Annotated in this window: 14 protein-coding genes; 10 read left to right on the top strand and 4 right to left on the bottom strand. The window is 51.8% G+C overall.

Translation table 11 applies throughout. The features are described 5' to 3' along the window. Nucleotides 1–3: 3 nt before the first annotated feature. Both GmarT_RS01575 and GmarT_RS01570 read right to left on the bottom strand, forming a co-directional pair. Nucleotides 4–1,668: an ArnT family glycosyltransferase gene (locus GmarT_RS01575; protein ID WP_002646819.1), complete on the bottom strand. Its 1,665-nt coding sequence runs from the start codon at nucleotides 1,666–1,668 to the stop codon at nucleotides 4–6. 204 nt (nucleotides 1,669–1,872) lie between these two features. Beyond that, nucleotides 1,873–2,445 (bottom strand): helix-turn-helix domain-containing protein, encoded by a 573-nt coding sequence (locus tag GmarT_RS01570; protein WP_044238118.1) that lies wholly within the window; start codon nucleotides 2,443–2,445, stop codon nucleotides 1,873–1,875. Nucleotides 2,446–3,444: 999 nt separating this feature from the next. Between GmarT_RS01570 and GmarT_RS01565 the strand changes: the two genes are divergently transcribed. Further along, a complete protein-coding gene (locus GmarT_RS01565; RefSeq protein ID WP_002646821.1) occupies nucleotides 3,445–4,401 on the top strand; it encodes an HAD family hydrolase in 957 nt (318 codons plus the stop codon). A 181-nt stretch (nucleotides 4,402–4,582) separates the two neighbouring features. Next, nucleotides 4,583–5,092, top strand: a complete 510-nt coding sequence (locus GmarT_RS01560) for a 3-hydroxyacyl-ACP dehydratase FabZ family protein (RefSeq protein ID WP_002646822.1) — start codon at nucleotides 4,583–4,585, stop codon at nucleotides 5,090–5,092. Between the two features lie 166 nt (nucleotides 5,093–5,258). Here the strand turns inward: GmarT_RS01560 and pyrE are convergent, their stop codons facing one another. Next, complete coding sequence (gene pyrE, locus GmarT_RS01555) at nucleotides 5,259–5,819, bottom strand: orotate phosphoribosyltransferase (RefSeq protein ID WP_002646823.1); 561 nt, start codon at nucleotides 5,817–5,819, stop codon at nucleotides 5,259–5,261. 228 nt (nucleotides 5,820–6,047) lie between these two features. Beyond that, nucleotides 6,048–7,328 (bottom strand): L,D-transpeptidase family protein, encoded by a 1,281-nt coding sequence (locus GmarT_RS01550; RefSeq protein WP_002646824.1) that lies wholly within the window; start codon nucleotides 7,326–7,328, stop codon nucleotides 6,048–6,050. A 313-nt stretch (nucleotides 7,329–7,641) separates the two neighbouring features. Between GmarT_RS01550 and GmarT_RS01545 the strand changes: the two genes are divergently transcribed. From GmarT_RS01545 to GmarT_RS01510, 8 genes are all read left to right on the top strand, one after another. Beyond that, a complete protein-coding gene (locus GmarT_RS01545; RefSeq protein WP_002646825.1) occupies nucleotides 7,642–8,316 on the top strand; it encodes an ABC transporter ATP-binding protein in 675 nt (224 codons plus the stop codon). A gap of 63 nt (nucleotides 8,317–8,379) precedes the next feature. Continuing rightward, complete coding sequence (locus GmarT_RS01540; protein ID WP_002646826.1) at nucleotides 8,380–9,738, top strand: ABC transporter permease; 1,359 nt, start codon at nucleotides 8,380–8,382, stop codon at nucleotides 9,736–9,738. 176 nt (nucleotides 9,739–9,914) lie between these two features. After that, entirely contained in the window at nucleotides 9,915–11,273 is a 1,359-nt protein-coding gene (locus tag GmarT_RS01535; RefSeq protein ID WP_002646827.1) for a DUF5690 family protein, read from the top strand. Then, entirely contained in the window at nucleotides 11,270–12,052 is a 783-nt protein-coding gene (gene phnY / locus GmarT_RS01530; protein WP_002646828.1) for a methylphosphonate hydroxylase, read from the top strand. The genes GmarT_RS01535 and phnY overlap by 4 nt, the downstream gene beginning before the upstream one ends. Further along, on the top strand, nucleotides 12,049–12,654 hold the full coding sequence (phnZ1, locus tag GmarT_RS01525; RefSeq protein WP_002646829.1) for a hydroxymethylphosphonate dioxygenase: 606 nt from the start codon (nucleotides 12,049–12,051) through the stop codon (nucleotides 12,652–12,654). The genes phnY and phnZ1 overlap by 4 nt, the downstream gene beginning before the upstream one ends. A 451-nt stretch (nucleotides 12,655–13,105) precedes the next feature. After that, nucleotides 13,106–13,819 (top strand): hypothetical protein, encoded by a 714-nt coding sequence (locus tag GmarT_RS01520; protein ID WP_002646830.1) that lies wholly within the window; start codon nucleotides 13,106–13,108, stop codon nucleotides 13,817–13,819. 161 nt (nucleotides 13,820–13,980) lie between these two features. After that, on the top strand, nucleotides 13,981–14,868 hold the full coding sequence (locus tag GmarT_RS01515; protein WP_149302402.1) for a hypothetical protein: 888 nt from the start codon (nucleotides 13,981–13,983) through the stop codon (nucleotides 14,866–14,868). Between the two features lie 76 nt (nucleotides 14,869–14,944). Beyond that, entirely contained in the window at nucleotides 14,945–16,135 is a 1,191-nt protein-coding gene (locus GmarT_RS01510; protein ID WP_002646832.1) for a hypothetical protein, read from the top strand. Nucleotides 16,136–16,238 lie beyond the last annotated feature (103 nt).

Raw genomic sequence — 16,238 nt, 5'->3', positions numbered from 1 at the left:
TCGTTAGCGTGATGCTTTCAACGTAATCAGCCGGCCCAGCGCGACCTGCTGTCGGGTGACTTCTTTGACCACCGTCCACCTGTCTGAACTCTGCGGCTGCAGCAGTTCAGGCAGGTAAGGATTCCGCTGGAAATACAAAACGTAAGGCGAAACCGGTCGCTCTGACTCGAAGGGAACCAGCTGGATCCCCTTGCGTTTGATCTCCGGGGTCTCCTGCAACATCTGCAACCACGCCGGATGCAAAATGGGGGCAATTTGAACAATGCTGTTGCCAGGCACTTCCTGGACCACTTCTCCTAACAGATCTGCAGTCAACGAATCCCCCCAGTAAGTCGCTTCCATACCAAGCTGATCTGCCCCGCTCAAGCCACCTGTCAGCAGACTGTAATAACTGAGCCAGCAGGGAGCATATAGAATCGAACCGGTGAACTGCGACAGCAGCAAAAGTGTGACGGCAGTGATCGCGATCCTCTGACTGAAGCGCCGGTTCAACCAGCTGATCACAGTCTTTGCCCCCAGACCGATCAAGATCGCCAGTAGCGGAAAGACCATCAGAAACAACCGCACGCCATCATAAACGGTGATGCCCGGCAGCGTGAATAATATCAGAGGCCACAACATCGACAGGAAAAGCAGCAGTTCGCCCGACGGTCGCTTCTGCTGATCTGTTTTGAAATCACGCCAGAGCTTTGTGACCCCGAAACCACTGCAGATCAGCAGCCCCACAGGAACCGTTGTCAGTAACATCACCCAGGCATAATGCCAGGGCAGATCGCGATCGGCGTATTTTGTTCCGAAGTATTCAACATACAATGCCGCCCGCCCGGTTGTTCTGCCCAGGTACTCGCTCAGGTGTCCTGCCGGATCAAACCAGAGCCAAGGCCAGCCGACAAAGAAAACCAATACTCCCACGCCGCCCCAGCAAATGAGAGGCAGTAACGCGCGCTGACGCCATTTCCAGACCGCCCACACAATCACGGGAATCGGAATCAGCACTGCCTGTATTTTGGTGAGCAGCGCCAGCCCCAGCACGATTCCGGTCAGGCAGGCACACTTCTTCGAAGGCGGCAGCCCTGTATCCCACCACTGCACGATCGCCAGTACCGCGAGCGTATAAAACAGAGCTGTCGGCATTTCCAGAGCCGCCAGATGAGCGTGACCGAACAGACGAGGCAGCGCCAACAGTGAACCAGCGGCAATCAGTGCCCCCTGGTGACCGGACCGCTTAAAAGTAAACCAGCCGACCAGGAAGACCAGGCAGGCAAAACAGGCCGCAGATCCATACCTGCCATAAGTCACGACGAACGGACGGCTGTCCTCACCGGCCAGTCCCGCCACCGATTCATGTGCCAGCCCGATCAGGAACCGCCCCAGGGGGGGATGATCGGGCAGATAGTTCGGATGCTCAAAGATTTCCCGCAGGCTCTGCGGGTCTATTATCCCCAGGCCATAGACGCGTATCGCCCGCACGAGAAATACGCCCTGCCCGACATTAAAGGGTTCATCCACTGTCATGCCCGGCCCGGGTCCCGTGAAGGACAGGTCCTCTGCACAATCCAGTTGGGAACTCACCAGCAGAAACGACAGCCCTGCCAGCAACAGGTACCACAGCAGGGCAACAGGTCGCCGTTGGACAGGAGAGTCGGGGGAAGGCTTTTGTTGTTTCATACCCGTTATTATGCAGAAAGTCGGCGCGTAAAAAAACCCGACCAAGAGTTTGACCTCTTAGCCGGGTTTAGTCGTTCACGCAAACCAGCAAATCCCTTTGCGATTGTTCTGGTTGTCCAGTGGGTCGCTCTCTCGACACCGTCCATAATATCGAGAACTACGCTTCCCTGGCATGCTCACCTTAAGGCATTCCTGCCCGGTCTATTAGGCGATCTGCTTTTTACGTCCAACCAAGGTCCGAATCCGTTCGGCCAGTAATGCTGCGTCAAATGGTTTCCGGAAAGTTTCGTTAAACAATGTTCTGTCGAAACCGCTGGCGTTGTCTTCATCGCTCAACAGGGCAATCAGAACAGAGTCTGTGTAGTCTTTGTTGCGTCGCAGGTTCTGAGCGATCATCAGAGCTTCATTGCGACCCATTGCGAAATCTACGATCACGCAGTCGGGGTGCAGTGATTCAGCCTGGATACCAGCTTCAAAACCACTCACGGCGTATTCAATCTTGAAATCTTCAGTTGCCATCAGATCGTCAAGGCTTGCACGAACCTGGGTGTCTGCACCAACGAGCAATAACTTGCCCATGGCTTCGTCTTCCAGTTCGCCCAGGGGCATACCGTGTTCTTTAAGAAATCGAATAAGGTGCTCACGTGGGATTCGTCGGTCCTGAGAACCGGGGATCCGGTATCCTCTCAGACGGCCGGAGTCGAACCACTTACTAACCGTGCGGGGTGCAACCTTACAGATCTTTGCTACTTGGCCAGTAGTGAAGATCGTTTTCATTGCGGGCTCTCCAATCACATGCTTGGCAAATCTATTCGAAGAAAGGTTACTCTTCTTCTGCTTTAACCCCTACTACTTTTGCGGCTATCCTGGCCAGTCAGTTTCAAGTTGTAACCTGAGTAGTCTTGGGTCGGGGTTTGTTTAAGGAGACAGCATCTCCAGAAACTGTTTCAAAATGCCAATCTTTAATTTTTAAGGAAATTTGGGATCTGGTACGTAATACTTTTTGGGGTCGGACTGAATGACAATCGCAATACCATTCAGATCAGTTCGTCAGACTAGATCCATCTTGTCCTCTCCCCCCTTACAGACATTTGAAGGGAATGAACCCGTCAAACTGTTGCTGACTGGTTCGACGTGGTTTTTACGTCTTTCCGGTTTCAACCGTCTGCCCTAATTGCATCGACGAAACTGGAGTGAGGACTTTAAGTTCTTTGACAAGAGAGAGTGCAGTACGGACAGAGACACTCAGATTAGCTGGCAGGGAAGAATCAACTGTGCGGAATATCTGGCCGTAATCCTCTATAATTCAGGCACTTAAATCGCTTGTGAGAAACACTTAAGATATGAACCAAATTTCTGCAGGCACTTGAATTTTTCACACAGGTTTCAGGCCTTTTTCCAGCCTGCAACCCGGGAGAGGGCGGATAATCGTTAGGACAACAGCAGCCTGCTTCTGGTTCAGACTATTGCACCTGTCATATCTATTACGATGGAAATTCCGGTTTGTGTTGGATCGATTTCTAAAACTCATAAACAATCGTCTCGCTCAGGAATGCCACTCAAATCTCCTTTTTCGCTTGCTCTGCGACAGATGTCTCGTCTAAGATCAAGACACTTTCCCGGCCAGGTCAGCCGGATCTTCAATTCAGAACGAGTTGTGGCTCCAGCAGGCCAGCGGATCTTTTCCATTCATAACGATTCAGTACTCTCTGAAAGTTGACTCCTGTTTCTGATAACTGATTCCTGCCAACTCAATCCGGAAGTAATGCACTCACTATGGCGCAGTCACTCCAAGAATATGCTGAATGGTTAGCCAGTCGCGATGACCTGATCTGGCCCGTCGCTCCGGAACTGGTTGCCCCTAAAGCCACTCCCTTCCTGAAACCATTGAACGGGATCAAGGCCGTTACATTCAGCGTGTACGGCACATTACTCCATATTGCCGATGGTTGCCTGCTGTTCGATCACGGGCAACAACTCAGAATGCAGATTGCCCTCGATAAAACCATTAAAGAATTCAATATGTGGAACAGCATGTCCCGCAAACCGGGTGCCCCCTGGGAATACATGCTCTCACAATATCGCAACCTGCTGGAAGACCAGCAGATTTCCAGCAGGACTGCCAAAGGAGAAAAACCGGAAATCAATTCCGTGGAACTCTGGAAACAGCTCATCACGCGACTGCAGAAGAATGAATACTCGTTCGACGAATCTTTCTATGGAAACCTGGATGACTTCAGCCTGAAAGTCGCCTACTTCTTTCATGCTTCACTGCAAGGCATTCAACCCATGCCCGAAGCGTTAGCGACACTTGAAGAGTTGAGTAAACGGGGTAAAAAAATCGCCTTGTTCGCCGATGCACAACCTTTCACACTGGTTCACCTGTTGCGAGGATTAAGCTTACAAGGTAAACTGCCGCCACTTTCCGAGCTCTTCACCCAGGAATGCTTCTGTTTCTCCTATCGAGAAGAAGTCCGTAAACCATCAGCATCTCTTTATGAGAGGCTGCTCGAACGATTTGAACAGTCAGGCATCGCTCCTGAGGAAATTCTGCATGTGGGAACCCGCATCGAAGACGACCTGGCGATCGCCCGGCGCTTTGGTATGAAAACCATATTATTCGCCGGTGATTCACTCAGTGTGCATGCCAGTAAAGCGCAAGTCCGCAATTCTGACACAAAACCTGACAGATTGATCACCAGTTTAGGCCAATTAACAGAGATCCTCGATTAACATGGTTTCCGATTTTTGTTAGTATCCCGGCTTGATCACGAATAAAGTGGCCTGTTTCAGCAGATAAGTGCTCAGGCTTTCACATAATTCACCTTGTAAAACCATTTCATTCAGGGAATGGCCCCTGCCAGGGAACAAGGGCCGTTTTATATATTGATGACCCTAATGGAGAATAGAGAACATGCCTCCCAAGTTGCTTTATGGTGGAATCGACTTCGATTTTGACAACCCCGTATTCGGAATTGAAGAGATCAGGGAAATTAACCCGCAGCGATTTGAGATGGAACAGCTTTCCGGAATCGTACACGTCGACCGGGAAAACCATGGTATTGTCGGCTTTAAAGATGTCCGCGAAGACGAATTCTGGGTCCGGGGGCATATGCCCGGTTTCCCCTTAATGCCCGGCGTCATCCTCTGTGAATGCTCCGCACAGCTCGCTGGGTTCTATGCACGCAAGTACAAACTTCTGGGCGGAGATTTTCTCGGGTTCGGCGGTATGAACGACGTCCGCTTCCGCAGTCCCGTCTTCCCGAATCAGCGATTAGTCATCATGGCGCAGCTCGCACGGATTCGTGCCGGAAAACGCGCTGAATTCAACTTTCAGGGGCTGGTCGGCGACAGCATGGTCTTCAGCGGCCAGATGATTGGCGTGCCGATTGACAAGAACCAGGAAATTCCCGGCAAAGCCTGAACCTGATTCAAACATTGCTGATCTCCCCAGGCCCGTTTCAGAACGAGCCTGGGTGTTCAGCGATTTAATACAAGCCAACCTCAGATCGGGTCGGGCGCTTCTCACCATTCAACGTCGATAAAACATTACACCGCTGAATCATTAAAGCAGTTGAAACTGACTTTGATTATTCATCTTCGGCAGGAGGCTCAATGCCGAAATCGACAATCGACAGCAATGCTTCGAACGGGATATTGCGTTTCGCAAAATTCGCAGCGCCGCCCTGCAGACGGTCAACAACGCCCAGTGCTTTGATCACCTGACAGCCGAACTCTTCGGCACGGTCCACCGACAGCAGGGCACTGCCTGCAGTCGTGATCACATCATCCACAATCACAACTTTGTCGCCGGGCTTGACGGGACCTTCGACATATTTATTCGTGCCATGCCCCTTGGCTTCTTTTCGAACCATGAAACCATTCAAGGCTCTCCCCTGCTCGGCAGCAATCGCCAGCACGCCGGCAACAATCGGGTCGGCTCCAATCGACATACCGCCGATCGCATCAAATTCGGTATCACCCAGCAACTCCAGCAGACCGGCAGATACCTGCCGCAATCCATGCGAATGCAGGACAACCTGTTTGCCGTCCAGGTAATAAGTACTCTTCTTGCCTGAAGCCAGTGTGAAATCGCCGAACTTTAAAGCCCGCTCTCGAAACAACTCGACCAGTTTTTCCCGATCATACATGAATGCTCTGCCCCTAACCTGAATGTGTGACGTTCTCGAATGCAAAACCAGCCAGCGCACGTCTCATGCCTGCGCTCAATTCCGGATTCGCCACACGTATTCTACAGGCTTGAATTCAACATTCAAACGGACCACAGGGCAAGAATACCCGAATTCGTGTTTATTACATTGCTGCATGTAGCAAACAGATGACGGGGCACTGTTCCGGGGTCCGATGCACCCGCTCCCTCAGGGACGGATGACAACTTCCGAACCAATACCCAGCAGGTCATAGACTTCCGCGACGTGTTCATTCAACATCCGCACACAGCCTTTCGATTCCGCTTTGCCGATGGAAGCCGGATCAATCGTACCATGAATGCCATAGCTGTCGCCGATATCAATCCAGCGTTCCCCCAGCGGGTTGGTCGGATCGTCATTGGCAATCACACCATCGGGACCGTAATAGGTCGGATCAACCAGCTTTTCTTTCACCAGAAACTTGCCGGTGGGCGTCGAGTGATCTTTTCCAGTTCCAATCGAATACCTGCGAACAAAGTAACCGTGAGCGTGTATGGTTAAAGTGAAATCACTCAGGTCCACAAATGCATTGAAGGGGCCTTTGATGACTTTCAACTTCTGCCCCGGCCTGATCTTCACGGGATCAATCTGGTTCAGTTTCGCCAGGTATTCCCAGTTGATCTTATAATCTTTCGAGACTTTACGAAGTTGGTCACCGGGTTGAATTTCATAAGGCGTCATAAAATGAGGCTGGGGTGAAAAGTAGATCATCCGCGCCGTCTCTTCGATCCGTGATTTGATCACGGGAAAGAGCTCCGGTTGAGCCCAGTAGATTTTGGAAAGTCTTTTATGCGCTTCGAGAATCTTCCGCTGTTGAATCAGTTCATCAATGGCAATCAGATCAGGAACTTCCTGCTCCGCCGGGCTGGCACCAAACTCTTCTTTAAAGCTCGCATGTTCTGTGTTTTTGATCACTGGATTGCTGGCGCGTTTAATGCCTTCCGGCGGTTGCAGCTGACGGGGAGCCCCCGGATCTACCGTCTGCCGTGCAGACAGCGCCGACGGTTCCTGCGGTAAAGGCTGTGCCGACCCTTTAAACTGCTGCGGTGCCTTAAACTGCTGAAGCTCCAATGATTCATTCACGGGGGAATCAACGACGGTTTCCGCTTCGACGATCTGCCCGCTCACTGTACGTTTATAAATCCGCGGGGGTTCGATATCACGGGTTTTGTAGGAACGTTGATTATCATTTCCATCGGGCAATGCTTCTGCTGGTGGCTCGGATTGTGCAATGATCGTTTCCGTGGACAGAACCGGCTCCACTTCGTCGGTCTCTGGCTCTGTTTGAGTGGCAGCCTGCTCCTCTTCATGCAGAGCTCCGGTAGGGGCACTACTCACCTGAAAAGGCAGCAGATCATACTGCCAGGCGGCGGTTCCCAGAATCCCCAGACCGGCAAGCATGATAAAACGAAAAGGAGTAATCAATCGGCCCCGGTTACGACTTCGCATCTTGTCTTCTTCCTTGATTCACAATCCATCCGTGTATTGGTTACAATCAGAGTGGCGGAACTATAGCAAATCCGCCCGATCAGGCCTACGGCGATCTTATGAAATTCGACTTGAGTATCCATAGACGTAAGTTATATATTAATAATTGTTTAAGATAGAATCAGCTCGCGCCGCCGATCAGCGGGAATTGCAAACTTTCGACAAAACAACCCTAGTCAACAGCACCCTTATTGCATAACATTTGCAAAAACAAACACCCACTGCGCTGCCTGACAATTCAGGTTGCCTTCTCAGCCCACCAATCGAGGTCAGTATGTCTCTGCTGCTGGAAAAAGTGAAAAAGAGTTACCGCGAACCTGATGGCGCCACGCTCCCGATTCTGGATATCGAACGCTTTGAGATCAAAGACAAAGAACAGGTGGTCCTGATCGGCGAAAGTGGCTCCGGTAAATCGACCCTCCTGAATGTCATTTCCGGCATCACTTCTGTCGACAGCGGAAAAATCACCATCGCCGGCACTGAGATCGCCTCAATGGCTGAAGTCGTTCGCGATCGCTTCCGGGCTGAACGCATCGGCTTTGTCTTCCAGACCTTCAATTTGCTGCCCGCTTTTTCCGCGCTGGAAAATGTCCTGCTGGGCATGAGCTTTTCCCGGAAAAAACCGAGCCGCGACCGCGCCAAAGAACTGCTGACGCTCGTCGGCCTGGAACACCGCCTGTATCACCACCCCAAACAGATGTCAGTGGGAGAACAGCAGCGCGTCGCTGTCGCCCGTGCTCTGGCCAATCAGCCCCGTCTGCTGCTCGCAGATGAACCCACGGCGAACGTCGACATTGCCAATCAGCAGACAATCCTCGAGTTACTTCGCGATGCCTGCAGTCAAAATCAAATTGCCATGCTGCTGGTCACCCACTCGCAGGAAGTCGCGAAGCAGTTTGAACGCGTTGAAACACTGACAGAATTCAATAAGGTGCATGCCCGCGCCTGATGCCAGCTGTAAGTTGATGGAATCATTCATAAACCTTCTTTTGCGAACAAAGTAATCTCCCCTATGAATACCCTGACCATTGCCTGGAAAAGTATCCGACAGCGCCGCGTCGCTTCTCTCCTGACCGCTTTGAGCGTTGCCCTGGGTGTCACCCTGATGATTTCTGTCCTGGTGATCAACGGCGTCATTGATCGCATGTTTAATCAGACCGCCAGTGGTTACGACCTGATTGTCGGACCCAAGGGGAGTGCACTGCAACTCGTGTTGAATACGGTTTTCCGGGTGGGAGCCCCGATTGAAAATCTGCCTTATCGTTACTACACCGAATTGAAAAACGATTCGCGCGTCAAAGAAGCCATTCCGTTCGCCATTGGCGATGTCACCCAGAAAGGGGGCTTCCCGATCGTCGGCACCATCCCTCGTTACTTCGCGCTGGAATACATTCCCGGTCGGCATTTCCGCATCAACAAGGAAGGAAAGTTTCTGCCGGGCACCTGGGATTCGGTCATCGGTTCTGCCGTGGCCAAACAGAATAACTGGAAGATGGGAGACGAGTTCAAACTGATTCATGGTTCCGCTGAAAGTGGGCACGTGCATGATGAGAAATTCAAAATTGTCGGCATCCTGGCACCGACGGGAACGCCCAACGACCGGACCGTCTTCGTCAACCTGCGCGGCTTTTACCAGGTCTCCGGTCATGAAAAACCGCTGGAAGAAGCCATCCGCCGCGAAGCCGCCTTCTTCGGCGAAAAAGTGGATGAAGAAAAACTGAAAGCTCAACTCAAAGAAAGCGCAGAACACGATCACCATGATCACAGCGGCCACGATCATGGTCATGACCACGGCCATGAAGTGCCCGATGCCCAGAAGGAAGTCACCGCGATCCTCGTGCAGATGAAAGGGGACCGCCTGCGTGGCTTCTCTTCCATCAAGTTTCAATCGGAACTCAAAGAAGGCAACCAGGCACAGGCCGTCAACCCGATCCAGCAGATCAGCTGGCTGATGGAGAACATCGTGGGCAATATCCGGACCATGCTGATCATCTTGACCTCTCTGATCATCGTCGTTTCCGGAGTCGGTATTTTTGTGAGCATTTATAACTCGATGTCCGACCGCAAGCGGGAAATCGCCATCATACGCGCCCTGGGTGCAGGCCGCACAACGGTCTTCGGCATCATACTCTCAGAATCCGTTCTGCTCTGTCTGGGCGGGGGCATTCTGGGAATCATCCTCGGCCACGGACTGGTCTTCGTCGCCGCGCCGATTATCGAAGCCCGCAGCGGTCTGTTGATCAACCCGTTTGCTTTCAGTTCCACAGAACTGTTCCTGCTGCCGATCCTCGTGGTCCTGGCGTCCCTGGTCGGATTCATCCCCGCCATGACCGCCTACCGTACCGACGTCGCCAGTACCTTAAGCGACTGACGGAGATTTCTAACTGGAAACCATCATTCTGGAGACTGTTATGAACGCCCTGCCTCCCATGCAGGGCGTTCTTCATCCATAATTCACACCTGCCTCACTCGCACTTCATGCAGTGTCTTTAGACTACCTGTCATTACAAACACCGGAAATGACAGCCTCTTTCGTACTGACGCCGCATGCGATTTCAATCAGAGTATATCTCGACGCGCCTGGAACAGAGCAATCGAGGTGTCCTGACCGCCTGGTCTGTGGTCGCAGCATTTACCACTTACTTCTGCATGTATGCGTTTCGGAAGCCTTTTACCGTCGCGCAATATGAAGACCTGGTATTCTGGGGAGTCGGCTATAAAGTCATTCTGCTGTTTGCCCAGGTCAGCGGTTATGCCCTCTCCAAACTGATCGGCGTCAAGGTCATCTCCGAAATGACGCCACACCGCCGGGCTGCCATGATTCTGTCGCTGATCGCTGTCGCTCACCTGGCACTGCTGCCGTATGCGATTGCCCCTTACTGGCTGAAGCCTGTATTTCTGTTCTGTAATGGCTTACCGCTGGGCATGGTCTTTGGCTGCGTCTTTGCTTTCCTCGAAGGACGGCGTGTCACCGAAGCGATGGCCGCCGGCTTGTGCGCCAGTTTTATCATGGCTTCCGGAACGGTTAAATCCGCGGGTGCCATTCTGATGCAGTCCTATGGCGTCTCCGAATTCTGGATGCCTTTTCTCACCGGTGCCCTGTTCTGGCTCCCGCTCTTAGCGGGAGTCTGGATGCTGGAGCAAATCCCCCCGCCCAGCGAACTGGATGTAACCGCCCGCTCCAAACGCTCCCCCTTTAATGGAATCGAACGCAGACAGTTTTACTCCCGCAATGCGCTGGGATTAACCGTATTGATTTTACTCATGGTCTTGCTCACCATCTTTCGCAGTGTGCGCGATGACTATGCTGCCGAAATCTGGTCGGGATTCGGCGTTGAAAAACCGCAGATTTTTGCTCAGTCAGAATTCCTGGTCGCCATTGTAGTCATTGCTTTGAGCGCGGTCGTCGTCTTCATTGGCGCCAACTATCGCGCCTTTCTGACAGGCATGATCATGGTCGGGCTCGGCTTCGGATGTGCGCTGGCAACTACCCTCTACTACTGGGGAACCACTGTCTGGACCGAAGCCGCGGCGTTCCAGTTCATGGTGCTGATCGGCATCAGTCTGTATGTGCCTTATGTCCTGTTTCATACCACCATCTATGAACGGGTCATCGCCATGATCCGCGACAAAAGCAACGTCGGATACCTGCTCTATCTTGGAGATTTTGCAGGCTACATCAGCACGGTGATCCTGATGGTCATCGTCAATCTCATCTTTCAGAAGAATCTGGATTTCGTAGCCCTCCTGTTCTGGCTGGCACTGATTATTTCGCCTGTCTCCATCGCAGGGACACTGGTCGTCATCTGGTACTTTCGCCAGAAACAGACCGTCAGTGAAACCGCACACCTACTGGAACTGGAACCCGAAACCAGCCTGACTCCCAATACAGGTGCCGTATCATGAACACAACTCTGACTGACTCACAACTCGACCGCTGGAATCAAACCGGCTATATCAAGCTCCCGGAATTTCTCTCGGAAGCTGAAACACAGAACCTGCGTGAATGGGTCGAAGAAATCAGCGCCTGGCCTGCCGACGACGAAAAGTGGATGCATCACTTCGAACAGACACCATCTGGCGTGAGACCCGCACGCACGGAATACATTCTGGCCTTTCATGCTGGCATTCGACAGCTACTCACTCAGGGAAAAATCCCTGACTGTGCCGGCGCGTTAATGGGAGAGCCTGCAATTCTGTATAAGGAAAAAATCAACTACAAATACCCGGGGGGCGGCGGCTATGCCGCACATCAGGATGCTCCCGCGTATGAATTCATCCGCAATCATATCACCTGCTCCATCGCCGTCGATGCCGCAACTCCCGAAAACGGCTGTCTTTTCTTTACACCCGAACTGCATCAGCGGGGACTGCTGCATCTGGATAAAAATGGCTGTATCGACCGTGAATACGCTGACACGCTGGACTGGGAACCTGTGCCCATGCAACCCGGCGACGCATTGTTCTTCAGTTCTTATGCGCCGCATAAAAGTCCGCCCAACGAAACGCAGCAACCGCGTCGGACGCTCTACCTCACTTACAACGCTCTCGCGGAAGGCGACCTGAGGGAAGAATATTACGCCGACAAACGACGTTCGTTCGCACAGGTTGATACAACCGGAGGCGAGAAACTGAAAATCAGCAAAATTGGTCATTTTGATGGAAAGCCAGCGCAGCAAACATGAATGAAAAAATCGAACTCTCACTCTGTGATGTCTTATCACTCAGTAAAACACCCGGCGAACGAGTAACCTCACTCTTCGAGTTGATGCAGGATCACGGACAGAGCTTTTACGATGAATCCGTTACACAGCTGGAACACGCACTGCAGGCGGCCCATCTCGCGAAAACAAGTCACGCGACGATGGAACAGATCACCGCGGCTCTGCTGCATGACATCGGCCATTTTCTGATGGACGAACACGACGAACAGAATCACTTCCTCGCGGAAGACTGGCAGCACGAAACTGTCGGCGCACAGCAGCTGGCTCCCTTCTTCGGCAAAGCGGTCACCGAACCCATCTTTCTGCATGTTCCCGCCAAACGCTATCTCTGCTCAGTCAATGCAGACTATTTCAACGGTCTCTCCCGGGCCTCTCAGCGGAGTTATGAACTTCAGGGGGGGCTGATGACAGACGCTGAAATCGCAGAATTCGAACAGAACCCGTTTCATCACACCGCCGTTTTACTCAGACGCTGGGACGATGGAGCCAAAGTCAAAGGGCTGAAGGTACCAGACTTGCAGGAATACCACACAGAAGTGGAAAGTTGCCTGGAACATTCCTGACCCCGCGTTCCCGCAGGAGAATTGAAAATCCTGTACAGAAGTGGCGGCGATATCGGGGCAATCGTATTTTCTCATAAACTATTATGATTATGAGCCTTATGACACGAAAGCTCCCTCACACTCTGTTGAGATTCTTAAGATTGATAAAAATTCAACAAAAAACAGCCTGATTACGTATATACTGATGGGGTCGGTGCGTACTTATTATCGGTACCAGACCAGACCAGGGATCGTTAAGTCGGAACGCATGCGGGTACCCTGCCCTGCGTGAGACTGCGTAATTTCTCTGGTTTTCACAGCGATTTCAGGGGTGCCCTCACCCCTGTTGCATGATATGATAGTCAAAGGAACGCCTTATACCCGGGAAGGGAGCCGTTCCTGTATGATAGCTGCTGATTTTTGTTGTTTTTTATTATCTGATTTCTGCTGATATTTTGAAAGGCCTTGCAAGATGTCGCAAGTTCTTGATGGTTCCAATCAATCGCTGCAAAATCCTGCTGACTTCCAGGACGAATTTTCGTACAAACCAGTCCCTCCGACCGCAGTCGTGGGGTTGGCGTTCGGGCTGCTTTCCTTCATTGCCCTGTTTGGCATTATCGGTCTGGGAATTGCCGTCACTGGTATTGTTGTTTCCCTGATCAGCCTCTGGAGTATTAAACGCTCCGCCGGTGAACTGGGGGGTAAAACAGTGGCATCTTCAGGTGTGGCGCTCTCGGTCTTTTTTCTGGTCAGTGGCATCGCCTATCAGTCTTTTGTCTATGCCAATGAAGTTCCGGAAGGCTATCACCGTCTGAACTTCAGCAGCGACATCTCTGCCAAAGGTTTCGTCACCAAAGATGGCGTCCAGGGTGTGAACCCGGACGTGCTCAAACTGGACAAGCAGAATATCTTCCTCAAAGGCTACATGTATCCCACCGGTAGTACCCAAAACCTGAAGAGCTTCATCCTGGTCAAAGACAACGGCCAATGCTGCTTCGGCGGACAGCCTGACGTGAAAGACATGATCCTCGTTGAAATGCAGGGAGACAAACGGGCTGATTTTTATGCAGGTCTGGTCTCTGTCGCCGGAGAGTTCCTGGCAGAAGCCCCCACCGCTGCAGGAGATTTACGTCCCGTATACCAGATAAAGGGAACCCACTTTGAGCAGGCCCGGACTTCTTATTGATCAAGAGTGCAGCCCGTTCAACCTCGATCCTGAAACCTGGAAAAGAAAACCAATTTAGCGTTAACTGTGTAACTGAATGGCTCAGGTTGATCTTCAGTCTGAGCCATTATCAACTTTGTCAGGAAGTTGGTGAACCACCCGATCATCAGGAGATTGATCACGTGCAGGCCCACCTGAATCCTACCCGACCTTTTAAATTCACGCTCATACTATTGATTCTCGGCAGCCTGTCTGTCTTTGTCAGCGGATGTTCCTCATCTGACTCGACCGATTACAGGCAGTTCAGCGAGAAGATTGATGACGAACGCCCCCAACCTGAAACCGGTTCAACCACGCCAGTAGCTGAAACAACGCCTGAGGAAAAACCAGTCGCACCGGCGCTGCAGATGGAAACTTCGACTTCTGCAGCTGTGAAACCGGAAGTACCTGCCTCCCCGTCAGAACAGGCAACCGCTGTCGCTGCCAAACCGGATGCAGGCACTGAGCAACCCGATGCGAAACTCTCCGGCGATACTTCTTTGCCCGTTGAGGCGCAACGACCCGATCCCAAAAAACGCTCGTTGACAGAAGAGGAAGTCGCGCAGGAAAAGAAAGCCAGTGAACCTCGCGAGGTCAAAATTCTGGTCAAAGAACGCTCCTTCCGCAGGACCTCTCCCGAGAATGCACTGCTCGTCAATTACGACGATCTCGATTTACTGAAAGTCATGAACATGGAACCGGTTACGCCCCAGGCCCCGGATCTCATGCCGGAATGGCTGAAAAACCTGGACGGTAAACGCATTCGCATTCGCGGGTTCATGTATCCTCCCTTTCAGCAGACAGGCAACGAATATTTTCTGCTCGCACGGGACAACCAGATCTGCTGCTTCGGCAAGAACCCCAAAATCTATGATCTGTTTCCGGTTATCATGCGGGAAGGGGTGACCGCTGACTATATTCTCAATCGCCCGTTTGACGTTGTCGGTGTATTCCACATCAATGCAGAAAGCTTTGACGGAGAACTCGAACGCATCTACACGATTGACGACGCTATCGTCATTGATAAATAATGAAGAACTGCATTACAAATAACGAACGCCTTTCGTTTCACCAATAATTGAAATCTACCGCCACGAGGTTCGGCACATGACTGGTTTGACAAAGTATTTTAATAATCGCGTATTCCTGGCGCTCATTTGTGGCCTGATCGTATTCGCACAAACACCGGTTCTCACCGCCTGCCCCTTCTGCTCTGCACCGTCACTGACATTGACCGAACAGCTTTCGCAGTCCGATGTCGCCGTGCTCGCACAATGGAAAGAAGCGGAAAAAGGAACGCTGGAAAAAGCAGGCAAGACCGTCTTCGAAGTCAAAGAAATCGTGAGGCAGGCAGACAAAGACAAACTCAAAGTCGGCGATCAGATCACCATTAACCGTCATCGCCCCGGCAAAAAAGGAAACCTGTTTCTGCTGCTGGGAACCAAGGGGACTGAAGTCGACTGGGGCGATCCCATCGAAGTCACCGAAACCAGCTTTCACTACATTTCACAGGCACCTGCTCCTGAAGAGAAAACATCCAAGCGACTCAAATACTTTCTGAAGTTTCTCGAATACCCCGACCAGATGATCTCCAACGACGCTTATGCGGAATTTGCAAATGCCCCCTACGAAGATATCACGCCCCTCTCCAAAGAAATGCCCCGCGAAAAAATCCGGAAGTGGCTCCTTGACCCGGATACACCAGTCACACGCATCGGTCTGTACGGGCTGTTGCTCGGTCTCTGTGGCACCGGGGAAGATGTCTCCTTCATGGAAAAGAAAATCAATGAGCCCACCAAAGAATTTCGGTTGGGCATCGATGGCGTCATTTCCGGATATCTGCTGCTGACCGGTTCCGACGGACTGGATAAGATTGATGAAACCAAATTCGTTCCTAAAGATGTCGCGTTCAGTGAAACCTACGCCGCCATGCAGGCACTGCGATTCATGTGGACTTACGGCGATGGTCGTATCGATAAAGAACGTCTGCGAAAATCCATGCGACTGCTGCTGGACCGCCCTGAACTGACCGACCTGGTCGTCGCCGACCTGGCCCGCTGGGATGACTGGTCCGTTCTCGACCGCCTGATGGACATGTATGGCACGGGGGACTACGACATCCCGTCAATCAAACGGGCCATCGTTCGCTACCTGCTGGTGGCATCGAAAGGTAAAAACAAAAAGGGTGGCGGTCCCGATGCAGCTACCACCGAAAAAGCCAAAAAACTGCTCGATAAATTACGCAAAGAAGATCCGAAAACGGTCCAGAGCGCAGAACGGTTCTTCTTCCTTAAATAAGAATGAGAGATTCGTATTTCGAGGGATGACAGCTGGAAGTCGTTTAATTTCTCTTACAAACCGAAGGATCGGTGATGCACGTGCGAAAACGAACCGGAATCAG

It is taken from the genome of Gimesia maris, from assembly GCF_008298035.1.
GTDB lineage: Bacteria > Planctomycetota > Planctomycetia > Planctomycetales > Planctomycetaceae > Gimesia > Gimesia maris.
Note: the sequence above shows the minus strand (reverse complement) of the source record. Positions and strands in the feature narration are given on the sequence as shown.

Bases quoted from the DNA above. Each gene is read 5' to 3' on its own strand.
- GmarT_RS01575 (WP_002646819.1), bottom strand. From the start codon at position 1,668: ATGAAACAACAAAAGCCTTCCCCCGACTCTCCTGTCCAACGGCGACCT.
- GmarT_RS01570 (WP_044238118.1), bottom strand. From the start codon at position 2,445: ATGAAAACGATCTTCACTACTGGCCAAGTAGCAAAGATCTGTAAGGTT.
- GmarT_RS01565 (WP_002646821.1), top strand. From the start codon at position 3,445: ATGGCGCAGTCACTCCAAGAATATGCTGAATGGTTAGCCAGTCGCGAT.
- GmarT_RS01560 (WP_002646822.1), top strand. From the start codon at position 4,583: ATGCCTCCCAAGTTGCTTTATGGTGGAATCGACTTCGATTTTGACAAC.
- pyrE (WP_002646823.1), bottom strand. From the start codon at position 5,819: ATGTATGATCGGGAAAAACTGGTCGAGTTGTTTCGAGAGCGGGCTTTA.
- GmarT_RS01550 (WP_002646824.1), bottom strand. From the start codon at position 7,328: ATGCGAAGTCGTAACCGGGGCCGATTGATTACTCCTTTTCGTTTTATC.
- GmarT_RS01545 (WP_002646825.1), top strand. From the start codon at position 7,642: ATGTCTCTGCTGCTGGAAAAAGTGAAAAAGAGTTACCGCGAACCTGAT.
- GmarT_RS01540 (WP_002646826.1), top strand. From the start codon at position 8,380: ATGAATACCCTGACCATTGCCTGGAAAAGTATCCGACAGCGCCGCGTC.
- GmarT_RS01535 (WP_002646827.1), top strand. From the start codon at position 9,915: ATGCGATTTCAATCAGAGTATATCTCGACGCGCCTGGAACAGAGCAAT.
- phnY (WP_002646828.1), top strand. From the start codon at position 11,270: ATGAACACAACTCTGACTGACTCACAACTCGACCGCTGGAATCAAACC.
- phnZ1 (WP_002646829.1), top strand. From the start codon at position 12,049: ATGAATGAAAAAATCGAACTCTCACTCTGTGATGTCTTATCACTCAGT.
- GmarT_RS01520 (WP_002646830.1), top strand. From the start codon at position 13,106: ATGTCGCAAGTTCTTGATGGTTCCAATCAATCGCTGCAAAATCCTGCT.
- GmarT_RS01510 (WP_002646832.1), top strand. From the start codon at position 14,945: ATGACTGGTTTGACAAAGTATTTTAATAATCGCGTATTCCTGGCGCTC.